General features: G+C 40.6%; 13 protein-coding genes and 2 pseudogenes. 4 read left to right on the top strand and 11 right to left on the bottom strand.

Annotated features, from left to right (window positions below; all coding sequences use genetic code 11):
- The first annotated feature begins 51 nt into the window (after positions 1–51).
- Both AC1D69_RS18120 and AC1D69_RS18115 read left to right on the top strand, forming a co-directional pair.
- A complete protein-coding gene (locus tag AC1D69_RS18120) occupies positions 52–750 on the top strand; it encodes a DsbA family oxidoreductase (protein ID WP_495457553.1) in 699 nt (232 codons plus the stop codon).
- A 132-nt stretch (positions 751–882) separates the two neighbouring features.
- Positions 883–1798: pseudogene (locus tag AC1D69_RS18115) on the top strand (class I SAM-dependent methyltransferase).
- A gap of 39 nt (positions 1799–1837) precedes the next feature.
- On the opposite strand, the gene AC1D69_RS18110 reads toward AC1D69_RS18115, so the two are convergent.
- From AC1D69_RS18110 to AC1D69_RS18100, 3 genes are all read right to left on the bottom strand, one after another.
- The gene (locus tag AC1D69_RS18110; protein ID WP_495457552.1) at positions 1838–2341 is read right to left on the bottom strand and encodes an 8-oxo-dGTP diphosphatase; all 504 of its coding nucleotides are present in this window, start codon (positions 2339–2341) and stop codon (positions 1838–1840) included.
- 115 nt (positions 2342–2456) lie between these two features.
- The gene (locus AC1D69_RS18105; protein ID WP_495457663.1) at positions 2457–3128 is read right to left on the bottom strand and encodes an ABC transporter permease; all 672 of its coding nucleotides are present in this window, start codon (positions 3126–3128) and stop codon (positions 2457–2459) included.
- Positions 3129–3133: 5 nt separating this feature from the next.
- Positions 3134–3982 carry an ABC transporter ATP-binding protein gene (locus AC1D69_RS18100; protein WP_495457551.1) on the bottom strand — a complete coding sequence of 283 codons (849 nt, stop codon included), beginning with the start codon at positions 3980–3982 and terminating at the stop codon, positions 3134–3136.
- 291 nt (positions 3983–4273) lie between these two features.
- Here AC1D69_RS18100 and ymzB point away from each other — a divergent pair, with 291 nt between their 5' ends.
- Together ymzB and AC1D69_RS18090 are read left to right on the top strand one after the other, a co-directional pair.
- Positions 4274–4609: a protein YmzB gene (gene ymzB, locus AC1D69_RS18095; RefSeq protein WP_495457550.1), complete on the top strand. Its 336-nt coding sequence runs from the start codon at positions 4274–4276 to the stop codon at positions 4607–4609.
- Positions 4610–4948: 339 nt separating this feature from the next.
- Positions 4949–5110: pseudogene (locus tag AC1D69_RS18090) on the top strand (transposase family protein); the annotation flags it as partial.
- Between the two features lie 187 nt (positions 5111–5297).
- On the opposite strand, the gene murB reads toward AC1D69_RS18090, so the two are convergent.
- From murB to AC1D69_RS18050, 8 genes are all read right to left on the bottom strand, one after another.
- Positions 5298–6209, bottom strand: a complete 912-nt coding sequence (murB, locus tag AC1D69_RS18085) for a UDP-N-acetylmuramate dehydrogenase (RefSeq protein WP_495457549.1) — start codon at positions 6207–6209, stop codon at positions 5298–5300.
- A 233-nt stretch (positions 6210–6442) separates the two neighbouring features.
- On the bottom strand, positions 6443–8167 hold the full coding sequence (gene cysI / locus AC1D69_RS18080) for an assimilatory sulfite reductase (NADPH) hemoprotein subunit (RefSeq protein ID WP_495457548.1): 1725 nt from the start codon (positions 8165–8167) through the stop codon (positions 6443–6445).
- Positions 8168–8201: 34 nt separating this feature from the next.
- Positions 8202–10043 (bottom strand): assimilatory sulfite reductase (NADPH) flavoprotein subunit, encoded by a 1842-nt coding sequence (locus AC1D69_RS18075; RefSeq protein ID WP_495457547.1) that lies wholly within the window; start codon positions 10041–10043, stop codon positions 8202–8204.
- 289 nt (positions 10044–10332) lie between these two features.
- Complete coding sequence (locus AC1D69_RS18070) at positions 10333–10788, bottom strand: acyl-CoA thioesterase (RefSeq protein WP_495457546.1); 456 nt, start codon at positions 10786–10788, stop codon at positions 10333–10335.
- 145 nt (positions 10789–10933) lie between these two features.
- Positions 10934–13348 carry an ABC transporter permease gene (locus AC1D69_RS18065; RefSeq protein WP_495457545.1) on the bottom strand — a complete coding sequence of 805 codons (2415 nt, stop codon included), beginning with the start codon at positions 13346–13348 and terminating at the stop codon, positions 10934–10936.
- A gap of 4 nt (positions 13349–13352) precedes the next feature.
- Complete coding sequence (locus AC1D69_RS18060) at positions 13353–14111, bottom strand: ABC transporter ATP-binding protein (RefSeq protein ID WP_495457544.1); 759 nt, start codon at positions 14109–14111, stop codon at positions 13353–13355.
- A gap of 115 nt (positions 14112–14226) precedes the next feature.
- Positions 14227–15684 carry a sensor histidine kinase gene (locus AC1D69_RS18055; RefSeq protein WP_495457543.1) on the bottom strand — a complete coding sequence of 486 codons (1458 nt, stop codon included), beginning with the start codon at positions 15682–15684 and terminating at the stop codon, positions 14227–14229.
- 14 nt (positions 15685–15698) lie between these two features.
- Positions 15699–16418 carry a response regulator transcription factor gene (locus tag AC1D69_RS18050; RefSeq protein WP_495457542.1) on the bottom strand — a complete coding sequence of 240 codons (720 nt, stop codon included), beginning with the start codon at positions 16416–16418 and terminating at the stop codon, positions 15699–15701.
- Positions 16419–16609 lie beyond the last annotated feature (191 nt).

The raw sequence follows: 16609 nt of genomic DNA, 5'->3' as shown, positions 1-16609 counted from the left end.
TATCTGTAATCATTATGATGATAGATAGGGGTACCGAAGGGGGAATTGATTATGACAATGAAAGTAGAATTCTGGTCTGATATTGCATGTCCATGGTGTTATATAGGAAAAAGAAGATTTGAGAAGGCTTTATCTGCATTCGAACATGGTAATGAGGTGGAGGTTATCTGGCGTAGTTTCGAGCTTGATCCTTCAACACCACGTCATATTGGCGATTTCACAGATTCCTTATCTAAAAAGATGGGGAGATCGCATGAAGAAGTGAGCCAGATGATGGCACAAATTACAACTTTAGCGGCCAAAGATGGACTTGACTATCGATTCGATCTCATGAAATCTGGAAATACTTTTGATGCCCATCGACTAATCCACCACGCTGCTACACAAGGGCTCGTGGAAGAAGTCAGCGAACAACTTTACCATGCTTATTTTACTGAAGGGCTACCCGTTGGTGATGTTGATGCTCTTCTTCAAGTCGCTGTGAAGGCTGGTCTTGAAGAAACTGAAACGCGACAAATCCTAGCAAGTGATAAGTATTCCGAAGAAGTGCGCTCCGATGAAAGCCGTGCTCATTCTCTAAATGTAGGAGGAGTTCCCTTTGTATTAGCGAATGAAAAATATGCGATCTCTGGCGCACAACCCACAGAAGTGTTCCTCGATGCTCTTCGTCAAGCTTGGAATGACGCACACCCCATTACTGTTGTAGGCGGTACAGGTAACAGCTGTGATGACGGGAATTGTATAATTTAACACTTTTTCGCTAGGATAGTTATTGACAAAATAATTTTAATGTGCTATAATTGATATTATTTTTTTCCTGTAATATAATAGGATTCTCCCGGCCGGGGGATTCTTATTTTTGTTTATATGGGAGGATATGGTATGAAGTCAAAGGAGTCCAGTTTAACATCCTTAATCTCAGCTTTTAGTCGAGCCTATCATAGTAAATATGACACACCTCAAATTTTTGATGATTTTATTGCGAAAGATCTAATTTCCTCTAAAGAATTTTTCAGACATTAGTAAGAATATGATTCAAGGCATTTCATTCTTCAACAAAAATATTGCCCAAAGGATTCAAAATGATCCCGATGAAATATTGAGGTGGATTACACAAGTCCAGCTTTCTCCAACGCCCTTAGCAAGGGCTGCATATTGCGAACAAGTCTTACTTCATGAGTTAATGTTAGGCATGCAGCAGTATGTCATACTGGGAGCTGGGTTAGACACTTTTTGTTACAGACACCCTGAATTGCATAACAGCATAGAAATATTTGAAATTGATTATCCAACGACGCAGGAGTTTAAAAAGAATCGATTGGCTTCTGTCTATTTTGACATCCCTCGTAATCTTCATTTCATTCCTATGGACTTCACCCATACGTTTTCTTATGAGAAATGGATAGAGCAAGGTTTCGAGAATAAAAAAACGACTTTTAGCCTTCTGGGTGTTACTTATTATTTAACTAAAAAGGAAATTTCAAGCTTACTAAATAATATATTCGCCCAAGTCCCATCAGGAAGTTCTATCGTTTTTGATTATGCAGATGAGAGACTTTTTGAAGAAAAGGGTATCTCAAATCGAGTTCAAAACATGGTGAATATGGCCGCAGCAAGTGGAGAACCCATGAAGTCCTGTTTCACCTACAATGACATTGAACATCTACTAGAAACATCAGGCTTACTCATTTATGAACATCTATCCCCAGATGAGATACAAGAGCTTTTCTTTCGTAACCGGACGGATGATTTGTCTGCATTCGAAACGATTCATTATATCCATGCGATAAAAAAATAATAGTTCAGATTATAACTGCCTTGCCTCTCAATCTCTCGTTTAGGATTGAGAGGTTATTTTTTCACCTGTACCATAATGTTTCATCGTCTCTCCTATCGTAATATCACTCCGCTTATTCCAAATCACACTACGCTCAAATGTTCCTTGCTGAAAGAAGAGTGGGAACCTTCTCTTGAACCAATCTTGCATCGGTAATTGTAAGGCTCTCGACTTCTCTATCCACAACAATTCTCCCTCAGGCGGATCTTCTATTAGCTCCCCTTCAAAGGATGTGGCGAGATAGTTAAACACCATATATCTTAACCCTGTTTCCAGATCGCAGAACTCATCTAATCCTTTATATATCATGTCCTTCACGATCAGACCTGTCTCTTCTCTTACTTCTCGAATGGCTCCATCCACGATACTCTCAGGGAATTCTACCTTTCCACCAGGAGCAATATACCCAGGGTATCCCATTTTATCAGGTCGATTCATTAGCAATACTTGATCACCATGCTCGATCATACACATTGTCAACAATTGATGATGGACTTCAGACATACGCTCAGCTCCAATATATTCATAATCATTACTATCCTTATTCTATCATCCATCAACTCCTATTGGACAACAAAAAAACTGTCCAAATAGAGACAGTTCTAATGCCAGCTATATTTCATTTCCCTAGTTTATGGATCCATAACGTGAGTAGTCCAATCCACATACATAATAGAACCGTCTCTATGAACATCATTCCTGACCCATTTAGAATACTATTCAAGTTCTCAACAATCTCAATACTAGGGATCAGTATTACAAAAGCATAGCTCCAATCCGGCAATGGCAAATACAGCGTTGGCAACAAGAAGAATAAGACCATTAGAGCAGATGATATAGCTGACCCTGTTTTTGATGAGTTGACTTTCAGCCCAATAATTAATCCTATTTGTACAAAAACAACGCCGCCTAACACCATATACAGCATGTTGAGGGCAAGATCATTTTTGAAACCATAGTTAATAAGAAGTACAAGCATTTGAGACAATAACGAGAATAACAACACCGCCGATCCTTTGGCAATAATAATCTGTCGGAAAGACAATGGTGTAATAAGCAATGCATCCATCGTCTTACTTTCCCGTTCTTCGATCAGATTGGGTCCCATCATCATAATCCCGACCATCACTTGAGCAAACAAAATCCACGTCGATAATAACACGAAGTTGTTGGCGCTTTTATCAATGACTTCGATAATCAACTTCGACATGACGATAGGTAAGATCGTGAGTATTATCATCGATGGATTCCGCACTAAGTCTTTCACTTCATGTTGGATTAGCTTATTCACCTGATTCAACTCAGCTCACTCCCCGTCAGTGTAGCAAATACATTCGCCAAAGTAGCCTCTTGTGTATGCATGCTTATGATTTGTTTGTTCAACATCCGTAGATATATTTCCTTAGCTGTATCTTCATGATCTGCTGGTAGTCTTTTGGAGACTGGTAGTCCATCCTCCTCGTATTCGATAAGAAGCTCTTTAGAACCATACATGCTTTTTAATGATCGGGGATGATCCAAGGCAACAAGCTTCCCATCGTACATAATTCCTACACGATCACTCAATTCATCTGCCTCTTGCATATCATGCGTCGTGAGGACAATGGTTGTGCCATCTTGTTGACATTGTTTAATATAATGACGTATGAGCGAAGCCGTATTTGGATCTAAGCCGCTCGTAGGCTCATCTAGAAATAACACCTTAGGTCGGTGCAATAAAGCTCTAGCAATCAATACCCGTTGTTTCCATCCCTTAGACAAGCTACTCACCTTCACATGTTGTTGCTCAAGTAACTGTAAACTTTCCATAACATCCAGAACACGTTCATTGGGGATACCGTGTAAATCTGCGAATAGCTTTAGATTATCTCGAATAGAAGATCTGACATACAAATTGGGTAATTCAAAAACAACTCCAATCTGCGAATGAATTTCTTTTCTATGCTGCGAAACATGGAGGTTATTAATGACTATTTCTCCCTCACTTGGTTGCACTAAGCCGATCATCATGCGAATGGTCGTTGTTTTCCCTGCCCCATTCGGTCCTAGTAGACCAAACAATTCGCCCTGTTTAATCGAAAAGGTTAATGCATCCACTACTTTTTTCTCACCATAATATTTAGAAACATGATCGAGTTCAATCATCTCATCACCTCCTTGTTATTAATTTCACATAGAGGATCACCCTAATAGATGTATATTCTTACGCATAGAGATTGATCCCTAATCTAGGGTAACATCACATCCACTATGTATTAATACATTCCCTGTGCCATGGCTTAATCCTGTATGAAATCCGATATAACCCAACATTTAAATGATAATCCTTCCTCTTGTTTCTATCTTTCTCAACCGGGTAATTGAATAATATAGAATTACAGGTGAAATTCTGGAGATACTGAACAAATACAAACCAATTACAGAAGGAATGATATTATGGAACAAGACATACAAAAACTAACAGATTGGCTAAATACACAACTTGATAAAACCATCATCGTACAAAAAAGAGAACAGGATGACATCGATCAGGTTCACTTCAAATTATCTCAATTCGAGGTCAGACAGCGTGATGAAGGCATCGACGGTTACTTGGATAATGCTGTAGTTCTAAAAGGTTCAGGTAGCACGATGAACAGTGATGGTGACTTGGTGCCTCTACCGCAAGATACGTATGATATTGTTACAACGGATCTGAAGATCACCGATCTGGAATTCGAAGAAATAGAGTTAAGTACAACAAGAGCTAAATATATTATTTCTTTAGAATAATATCTTCACTGTAATCATGAATCGCCAAAAAAGCTGCCGATCAATACGAGGCCACTGTTGTCTCCATATTTCTTGAATTGTTCCGCTGTTAGCGGATGAAATCCGGAGACAAAGGCGGTCGCTATCGCTCCTACAGTTTCAAATTCCCCCTTCGCCACGCTCCTCTAATGTTTATTAATTTATAAAGGCGTCTTTTAGAAAGCCATGAGAACTCCATTTCAGAACACCTTTCCTCGTTCGAGGAAGGGTGTCCTGTTTTGCTGTATAATAATTGTATGAATTCTAGGTGGTGACTCGGATGATTCCAAACCAACAATCACTCAACCACAGTCCATTTAGAATAACTATTGCCTCGATAATGGTCGTAACACCGCTCCTCCGATTCCTATATTTAAATATTTATTACTCAAGTCGATCTTTGACCTATCCGATGTGGATGTCGTGGAACGTTCTAAATATGACATGTCCCTCAAATATTTCTTAGATATGGCGCATGAAGAGTCTCATAGGCATGGAAATGCAAGCGGCGATGGCCATATTCTCAGTCAATCTCAAAAGTAAAAAGCATGAGAATATACATAAATAAAGGCGAATTCTTACTCGAAATGGAGTGAGAATTCGCCTTTATCTATTTAGGCACTTTTACCTATTTGTAAAGTACGCGTCGCTGTTCTCAGCGATCTATAAGTTATTCTTCACCGATGAATTTAACTTCGGTTTCCAAGTCAACACCAAATTTCTCTCTAACCTTGTCTCTAACATGAGACACTAAAGCAATATAGTCGCTTGCTGTAGCGTTATCTACGTTAACAATGAATCCAGCATGTTTTGTAGATACTTCTGCACCACCGATTCGTACGCCTTGAAGACCACTTTCCTGAATCAGTTGACCTGCAAACCGATTAGGTGGACGCTTAAACACGCTACCACATGAAGGGTATTCTAACGGTTGTTTCGATTCCCGCAAATGAGTCAATTCATCCATTTTCTCCTTGATGGAGGAATGTTCACCAGACTCTAAGCCGAATCGGGCTTGAAGAATGGTATAATTACCACCCGCAAAAACACTATGTCTGTAACCCCACTGCATATCTTCTTTATGTAAGGTTATTAACCGTCCAGCATCATCCACCACAAGGGCATCCAGTAATACATCGGCAATTTCACCACCATAAGCTCCAGCATTCATATATAACGCCCCACCTACAGTACCAGGTATGCCACAAGCGAATTCCAATCCTGTTAAATTGTGCTGCAACGCAACTTGTGACGTATGTATAATGGAAGCCCCACTTTGAGCACACAACATATGTTCAGAGACAGTAATATCCTGTAGATTCGTCATCTGTAGCACAATTCCACGGATTCCTCCATCTCGAATAACCACATTTGATCCATTCCCAAGTGTTGTAATTCTAAGATTATGTTCAATTGCATATTGGATGATCCTTTGAACTTCATCATAATTGGACGGGACAACACGAATATCCGCGTTACCTCCCATTTGAGTATATACATACCCTTTTAACGTTTCATGGCACTGGATTACCGCTTCTGGTAATAGTGTTTGTAATTCTTTATAAACCTGACTGATGTCCATTTCTGCACTCCTCTTCCACGTTATCAATTCATTCTTCTGTGGTATATCTTATTTTAACATAACATGAGTCGTGACGTTTAGCTGTGAAAGGTTTCATTTAAAAAAAAGACGTGCATGGATAACAGAAAATATGAAGATAACGAGGTAGTGGTATCGCACAGTAAACTAAAAAAGAGGCTGTTCCAAAAAAGTCTACTAACCTGACCTTCAGGAACAGCCTTACTGTATGACATCTAATGATGAAAATCCAACCCAGATTGAACCGCTTGGACATAACCGGCACGGACCACAAAATCGCCGAAATGTTCGCTTACTTGACGTTCATTAGCATACTTATGAATCATTGGTGTTATGATATCTATAATTTCATCTTCGCCAATATTTTCTCGGTATAATTTATTGAGTCGCTCTCCAGCAAAACCAGCGCCTAGATACATATTGTATTTACCTGGAGCTTTACCCATAAATGCAATCTCACCTAATGCTGGCCGCGCGCACCCATTTGGACAACCCGTCATCCGTATATTAATGGCTTCGTCGCTCAATCCAACCTCTGCCAGAATGGGTTCAATACGATCTAATAACGTGGGAAGATAACGTTCTGCTTCAGCCATAGCCATCCCACATGTCGGGAATGCTACACAAGATATCGAACTTCTACGTAATGCCGAATAATGTAGCCCATCCGTAAGGCCATACTCTTTCATTAAGTCTTCTATTTTACGTTTCTTCTGGGCCGTCACGTTACCGATCACAAGGTTCTGATTCGGAGTAAGTCGGAAATCCCCTGTATTTATCTTAGCAATTTCCCGCAGACCTGTCATAAGAGGGTAACCCTCTTGGTCTTCGATCCGACCACTTGGAATATAGAGCGTCAAATGCCATTTGCCGTTGCTACCCTTAATCCAACCATACCGATCACCGTTATGTTTGAACTCATAAGCTCGAGCTTCCTCAAGTTTCCACCCAAGTCTATTCTGTAGTTCATCAATAAACCATTCTATTCCGTATCGATCGATTGTGTATTTGAAACGGGCATATTTACGGGTTGATCGATTCCCATAATCCCGCTGAATTGTAACAGTCTTCTCTGCAACATCAATGATTTGTTCTGGTGTACAGAATCCAATCACCCTTGCCAATTGTGGATAGGTCTGAGTATCACCATAGCTCATCCCCATACCCCCACCGACGGCAACATTGAATCCCTTAAGCTGTCCTTCTTCATAAATAGCAATCAGGCCAAGGTCTTGAGAGAACACATCCACATCGTTGGTTGGTGGAACGGTCACACCGATTTTGAATTTACGTGGTAAATAGACCTTTCCATAAATCGGTTCCTGTTCGGCTTCGTTCTCACTACTATCTACAACCTTCTCACCATCAAGCCAGATTTCATGATAGGCATTCGTCTGAGGTGAAAGATGGCTGGCAAGTCGTTGTGACCATTCAAACACCTCTGCATGAACTTCAGATTGATAGGGATTAGGATTACACATCACATTACGATTTACATCCCCGCAAGCGGCTAGTGTCGTCAACAATGCATCGTTAATGGTACGAATGCTCTTCTTTAAGTTCCACTTCAGAATTCCATGGAACTGAATAGCTTGCCGTGTGGTTAATCGAATGGATCCCGTAGTATATTCCCGAGCTAGCCGATCCATCTCCAACCATTGCTCTGATGTCAGAACACCCCCAGGGGCACGAATCCGCACCATGAATTGGTAAGCTGGTTCCAGCTTTTGACGATACCGTTCATTTCTCAAGTCCCGATTATCTTGCATATAACTTCCGTGAAATTTCATCAATCGATTCTCATCTTCAGACATCGATCCAGTGATTCCATCTTTGAGTTCTTCTTCAAGCTCACCTCGCAAGTATCGGCTACGTGTCTTGATGTCCTCAACGTCGCTCGGTGGACCATCCTGCACCACAACTTTTTTATTTTGCGTCATTGGTTGCTAGCTCCTTTCACTATCGTTCTAAGTCTCAATATACGTCACGTTGGTAACGCTTCTGTTGTTGCATAGCGGTTAGATAAGCTACAGCTTCTTCCTTACTCTTTCCACCTTCTTGTTCAAGAATCGTAATTAAGGTGTTGTGTACATCATGAGCCATATGCTTCTCATCACCACAAATGTATACAGCAGCCCCTTCTTCCAACCATTGATAAAGTTCACGACTCTTCTCTAGCATCCGATGCTGCACATATACCTTTTTATCTGTATCGCGGGAGAAGGCTACATCCATCTTCGTTAGTACGCCATCTTTAACCCAACGTTGGAAATCAAGTTGATAGAGAAAATCTGTAAGTAGATGTTGATCACCGTAGAATAACCATGCTTTCCCTTCCGTTCCTAATTCCTCTCTTTCTTCAAGAAAAGCTCGGAATGGAGCAACCCCTGTACCCGGTCCAATCATAATGATCGGTGTATCCGAATTCGTAGGAAGTTTGAAATTTGGATTGTGATGGATGTACATTGGTAAATGCTCACCTGGTTCCAATCGCTCTGCACACTGTGTTGAGCATACACCATACCGTTCCCGTCCATGCGCTTCATATTGCACCGTTCGAATGGTGAGATGCACTTCATCTGGTCTGGCTTTTGAACTGCTAGCAATCGAATAGAGGCGTGGAGGCATCTTCCGAAGAATGGATACGAAATCGCGTGCAGTTACTTTCCAAGGAGAGAAATCCTGCACCAAATCCAACAAATCGCGCCCATCCAAGTAATTCCTAAGTTCCACATCACGTCCAGGTTCTACTAACGCGTGCAACGCGTTGTTCAAGGATAACTTCGCAGCTTGTTCCAGCAAGGGCTTCGTCAAGACCGTAATCTCAAAGTTATTTAACAATGCTTCGCGTACTGAACGTTCTTCCCCCTTCTTATTGACCGGTACCAGTTCCTCAGCGTTCCATCCCATCTGCTCAATCAGTGAATTCACTAATTCATGGGAGTTCTCGGGGTAGATCCCCACACAATCGCCTGGTTCATATTGAAGATTGGAACCTTCCAGAGAAAGTTCGAGATGCCGAGTCTCTCTGTCTGATCCACGTCCATTTAGATTCAAGTTCTCTAACACTTCTGCTTTAAAAGGGGACGTTCTTGAATAATCTGACGGATTGGCTATCATTCCATTTACTTTCGCTGAGACAGCACCATCAACAACAATGGCTTCATTAGATGAAGTGAGGTTAGATAATACTTGTTCTATCCACTCCACTGCTGATTCATCATAATCCAGATCACAATCAACGCGTGGGCTCAGGCGTGTTCCACCCAGTTCCTCTAATCGCTTATCGAAATCCTTACCTGTCTGACAAAAGAATTCATACGAACTATCTCCCAAGGCTAAGACGGAGAACTGTAACCCTTCTAACTGCGGTGCTCTCTTACTATGAAGAAATTCATAGAATGGAATTGCATTATCGGGTGGCGTTCCTTCCCCGTGTGTACTCGCTACAATCAGCAAGTTCTGAACCTTTTTCAATGTATTGGACTTGAAATCACTCATTGAAGAAAGAGCTACCTGAAATCCGCGTTCTTCCAACTTGAGGGATAGAGCCTTAGCTAGTCCTTGACTGTTTCCCGTCTGGGAACCGAATAGAACGGTTACTTCCCGGGAAATAGCAACAGGGCTGTTAACCGCGATGACAGCTGATCCTTCTTGCGCCGGTTGCTGAGTAACCTGGGTAGCATTAGACGTTTGAAGAGCCGCAAGATACCCGCTTAACCAAATTTGTTGTCCCTCTGTTAAGGTTGGAATAAGACGATTGAGGAGTTCTACTTGCTCTTGATTAAAAGGACTATTCATGACCTGAAATTGCAATGTTATCCACCTCACATAGGAATACAATCGTGTTAAATCATAGTAAATAGATAGAATTAATTTATATATTGTTTCAAGCTACCATAATGTGACAATATGGTCAATGATAAAACAGCAAATGTCGATGCGTTACATAAATAAAAACGCCATGATATTTAAATCATGGCATTTTTATACGTTGTATATCTTATGATTTTATTATAGTTACAGATCAGCCACGAAGTCCAATAATAGAAATGGAATAGAGTTATAAGTTTTTCTTATATAAGGATACCCTGTAGATTTCACTCTATCTGTTCCCCTCAAATGAAAGGATCTTCTCTCGAGCGAAGTCCGGAATCGGCTTACTTTTTCCACTCTGTGTATCCACTAGTACGATCGCCCCTCGTCCCGCTGCTTTCAGTTGTTGATTAACAACTATAGCGTATTCCACATCTATCGAGGAACGTCCAATATTGGCTACTCGTACATGTAAGGTTAGTGGATCTTTCAAATACAATTGTGCGAGGTACTGACATTCCAAATCAGCCACAACGGATACCGCTTGTTCGCCAAAAAGTGTCTCTGTCAATTCAAGATTCTCGAAATATTCGATGCGTCCTTGCTCAAAGTACATGAAATAACTCACATTATTCACATGTCCTAACATATCAGTCTCACAATAACGGATCTTAATAGGCAATGAGAAGTGAAACTTCTCTAACCAGTTCTGCGGATCAGGCTGAATGAACGTAGGTTTTTTCATAACAAATCTCCTTTAGCTGGATGCTTCTCATACTCGCCCTTATTGTAATTCGTATCAAATCTAATGGCAACTAACTGCTATATACAAACAAAAAGACACTCACCAGTAGATGTATCCTCGTTCTACCGATGGTGTCTCTTCTTACCTACTCAACAACCAATATCCTAGCTGATGTTTTATTTATGACTCGGGATGACATCCAAGAAGCGATACCTGCTGTCACGACACTTAACAAGGCAAATCCAATAACGAACCACCATTGGATAACGAGAGGGAAATCAACAATTCCATAATCTGATACAATACTTTCCAGAATGTCAGGTAGTACATACACCCCCGCAACTCCCCCAAGTAACGCACCCATCGCTGACAGGGCTATGATCCCTATCGTTACAGATAATCTAATATTACTAGAGGTCATACCAAGGGATTTATAAATCCCGTATGTTTTACTTTCTTTCTTAATGTTCATGCGACAAGTACTCAGTATAATGATGAACGTAACAACGATGAACAACAGCCCCATAATACTAAATGGAATACTAAATACGGTTGTAGCCTCTTTGTAAGTAGCCTCCAGTAACGTCTGTTGATTTAATGCTTTAAGGGAATTATTGTATTGACTACTATTAATCCCGTCTACTATAAGGTTGGCTTGCGTACTGTCATGTAGATTAATGTAGCACGTATCCATTTCATTATAATCTGGATTGTACGATTTAATGAGATCCATGGTAACTCTACCGGAATAGGACATATTCGCAATCGCCTGATAGATTCCTGTGACGGTAAGCGTTTGTCGGTGACCCTCAATATACACTGCTACTACATCGCCAATATCTTTACCTAACGATTTCGCTAAGTTGACACCAAGAGCGATTTCATTCTTATTATGAGGATTCGTTCCGCTTAATGTCGTATAACCCATATCATCCAAGCTTCCATTAGCAACCGCCATAGTGATACTCATCGATTCCGATATAGAGTCATCACCATCTTGCATCTCATCAGAAGGAAAAACACCTGTGATTGTCCCCATCCAACTGATATTCTTGACCCTTGGATCTGACAAAAGTTCCTTATCGAATGAAGCACGATCAAAGGCAGAGTCATTATATACATAAGCTACTAAATGAGATGAATCATACCCCCACTTTGGCGATGTCTTATCGACTGAACTGATACTATTCAACAGTAGAAATCCGAATACAAGAACCGAGGATGTAACGGTAGTAAGAACTATCATTAAAAAAGAGCCCTTCATATTTTTAACAACATTCCTAAAACCAATAACGAACATAACTGGATACCGTTCAAATCCCATTCTATGCGTTCCTGTTGAATTCAATCGTCTTGTCATTTTGTTACTGTCCATTTCAGACATGCCATACTTAATCGCTTGCACAGGTTGAATTGTTCGAGCTTTCCCTGCATAACCCCAAGTACACAGTATGACAATAATCAAAACCAGCAGTCCTACACTGGACACGATTAGCATCCCTTGGATATGGATTGGGTTATTCTCTGTCTTCATATAAGCAAGTGAACTCTCTATAATCATCCTCGATACAAATATACTAACGATTAATCCAGGTATAATCGAGATCGTAGATAGGAGACCATATTGAGCAACATATATTCCTATCATTCTTTTCGAAGATAATCCCAATGACTTGATAACACCCATCGTTCTATAATTGGACAGTATAGCGTCAGAAATGGTATATCCAATCGTATATAAGGCTACTAACATCATAATCAATCCGAGAAAAATCATCACAAACCCAATCACTTTATTTAGAATAAGATAGAATGCCGCGATTACCTCGAACTCAGTTCTGGATTCAAGATATGGGGTACCCAAATATTGCTCAAACTTCTGCCAATACTTCGAACTTTGACTGGAATCATCGTATCTAAGCCCCATCATATACATGTCTTTACCCGGCATACCCTCTAACTGTCTCTTATAATCTTGATGGTTCATCCATATGCGTGCACTCGTTGAAAAAGGTCCACCTTCCGGAATATCAACCACGATGGCAGATACTTTTAATTCAAAGTCACTTTCACCCGTATTAAATCCTAGGGTATCACCTATCGAAATATCATGGGTATATGCCGCCGAAGTTGGAATCCACACTGTTCCGATCTTGGGTTGCAAGCTCTCAACCCCTTGAGCAAAAATAAGCTTATCCACTGTAAAGACTTGTTCTGGTGTATCCATCATCATTAAAAATAGTTCTGGAATCTCTTTACCCTGATGGGTTAATCCCGCTAAAGTTCTATATGGCATCAACCTAGATGCAGTAACCCCTTCTTGCATATCCCACCACTCATGTACCCTATGAGGATCATGCAGTTCGTCTCCCATTGTTAATATCTGATGAGAGCCATTCGTTCGCGTGTGCACATCTGTAAATACATTCTCTGTATTTAGAATAACTGTAACTGAGGTTGCAAGTAGTAACGTGGATAACATGATCAGTAAGGCAATTAATCCATTTTGTAATTTCTTTCTTCTTAAGAAAGCCAGGCAAAGTGTCCATACTGCAAACATACGCCTATTCCCTCCCCGACACGTACGAGAAGATGATACTTTCTCTCTCATGAACGGAATCATCATCATATTTGTCGAACTCGAGAACACCGCCTATTTTGCCATCACGGATCAAGATCAATCGATCTGCTCTACAAGCAGCCTTAATATCATGAGTAACCATCACGACAGACTGACCTGTACGATTCATTTTTGTGAGTATATCCAGTACGACAACACCCTGGTCAACATTCAAGCTTCCCGTCGGCTCATCCGCAAATAGCACATCTGGCGAGTTAATAAGCGCTCTGGCTATGGCTGCTCTTTGCTGCTGTCCACCTGAAGTCTGTGAAGGCAGACGATTACGCAGGTTCTCAATATCCATATCTTTCATAAGGGAGTCTACCTGGCGTTTCACTTCTGTCTTGAGGAATCCTGCCACATAACCCGGCAAAGCAATATTCTCAAACATCGTAAGATCAGGCACCAAGTTAATGCTCTGGTATATATACCCGATCTTCTTCGCTCTAAAATCTGCCAATTCGCGTTCGTTATATTTATGAATAGGTTGATCCTGAACCAGAACCTCTCCTGCAGTAACGCTATCTAGACCACTTAGTAGATAGAGTAGTGTAGACTTTCCTGAACCCGAGTTCCCCATGATGACAGTGAAATCGCCTGCGTAGATGTCTATATCTACATTACGTATGGCATGATATTGTTCTCGTCCAGTTGAATACGTCTTACATAGATTGGATCCCTTAATAATCACTTGCTTCGCCATATATAAGCCCTCTCCTTATTACCGTATAAAACTCATTGTAAGGGGCTGATCTTGTGAGAACCTTATCAAGTTATTAATAAAGTATTACATTCACAACGTAGCCATTTCACCTTCCTCAGCCTAAAGGGATTGTACAAGTAAAGACCGTACCTTGACCTTTTATACTTCTGAAAGAGATCTTACCTTTATGTGCTTCAATAATATGTTTACAAATCGAGAGTCCGAGTCCAGTTCCTTCATTCTTATGTATAGCTGCATGTGAACTCACTTGTCCTTGGAAATAGCGTTCAAATATAAAGGGCATATCTTGAGGCAGAATTCCTTCTCCAGTATCGGATAGGGTGAGGACTAACTGTTCTTGTACAAGTTCGATATGAATACTAATCGTATCTCCTGGTGATGTATGTTTCAACGCATTGCCAATAAGATTCGAAATGACTTGTTCCAACCGATTGGCATCTACATGAACTAACACATTAGGAATGTCCGCTAGGTCCGGTTCGATAAATACAATGCCCGTCGTTCGAACATAATGACCGATAGGTTGTAAAATTGGGAGAAGGACATCTCGACTGTATTGTTCCTTAAGTACAACTGAAATTTGTCCTAACTCTCTCAGCGCATGAGTTAATAGATCCTCGATGAGTCTAGTCATTCGATCAGCATTCATCTGCATGACTTCCATATATTCTAGGACAGAAGGCATATCTGTGCATACGCCGGCGCGAATAGCTTCAATGTAGGCTTTTAAAGTTGTTAGAGGTGTTTTGATATCATGTGAAATGTTTGAGATTAGTTCTTTCTGTGCTGTATCAAGTTCTGCTCTTTGGATATGTAGAGACATGATCTCTATTCTCATGTGATCGAACATGGCATACACTTCACCAATTTCGTCCATTCTAGCGTATGTGGCTTGTAATTCGTAATTCCCTTTGAGGATTGCCTCGGAAAAGTCCTTTAGTTGATAGATAGGTTGGATCATGTGGTCCTTTATTTTACGACGAAGAATACACAGCAGAATGAGTAGCAGGATAGCAGAAAAAATGGTCATAACGAATGGATACCACGACGTAGAAAGTGATTGCTGGTTCATAAGCTCACTTTCGGGCACCGTAAAAATTGCATTACCCACTTGTACTTGTGACGCTTCGTCAATCACGGGAAAAGCTATGTCCAATGTATCTTTATCTACTCTTGAAGTATATAAATCATAATGCAGTGCCGTCTTCACGTCGATATGTTGAATCGATGGATCTTGAGGAGCAGTCAACACTACCTCTCCGTCTAATAGGACATAAATAAAACTCATATTACGCTCATCGCTCATCTTACGCAGCGTCTCTTGTATCGAGAGGTTCTGGTTCTTGTTGATATCTCCATGGTGTTGTTCTAGATATAGCATGATATCGCTCACTTGAATACGCACTTGGTTAATCACATATTTAGGATCAGATGCTTGCCCACTTCCACTCCCATCTGAATTCACCCATATAAATGTCACGCTTCCCACCATCGACAACACACAAATAAGTGCAGCTACATACCATCTGTTTATCCAATCATGTAAATACATACCATCCTCCCACCTTAGATATCATCCACGGTCAATTTATACCCCACACCCCAGACTGTACGAATATAGATTGGATGGGATGGATCGACTTCCACTTTCTCTCTTAATCTGCGAATATACACGGTAATCGTGTTCTCATCTCCAATTGAGGTGTACCCCCAAACAGCGTCTAGCAACTGACTTTTGGTGAACACTTGATTGGTATGTGTGGCTAAGAAATACAAGAGTTCGAATTCTTTGGCAGATAACGAAATCTCCCTATTGTCGATGGTTAATATGTATGCTTTCTTATCGATTTTGAGATTTCCTATATAAATGACTTCACTGTCTAATTGCGTTAATTGCGTACTCTTACTTACCATTCCTTCCACTCTTCGTAAATGTGCGTTGATCCTTGCTACCAATTCACTTAAGGAGAACGGTTTGGTCATATAATCATCTGCTCCAAAACCAAGGCCAAGCACTTTATCTGTGTCGCTTCCACGAGCACTTAGAATAAGGATTGGTGTTGTACTTCTATCTCGAATGTGACGACATAGGTCTATACCATCCACATCAGGCAGCGTAAGATCTAGAATAATAAAATCCGGGTGCCATGTATCTACTAACTTCAGTCCCTCAGCACCATTCTTAGCCACATCCACTTCATACCCGTGTACGCTTATATAATCTCGTAATATACGCGCAATATCTTGCTCATCTTCAATAATGAGGATCTTACTTGGTAGATTCATCGCTTGGCTCCCCCTTATATTCTTCAATATCGCAACTTTTCTATTTCTATACCCCTCCTATTCTACTAGATCCTGGGATATAGTTCTAATAGTACATGAATGACCGAAGTGTCTGTTAGGATAATTACTAAATCTATGATTCCCCTTTCTCAAATATATGAGATAATAGGAAAAGCTTGAATATAAAGGAG

The organism is Paenibacillus sp. Y301, from assembly GCF_059445505.1.
The sequence above is the reverse complement of the archived record's forward strand: the minus strand, read 5'-3'. Positions and strand labels throughout refer to the sequence as shown.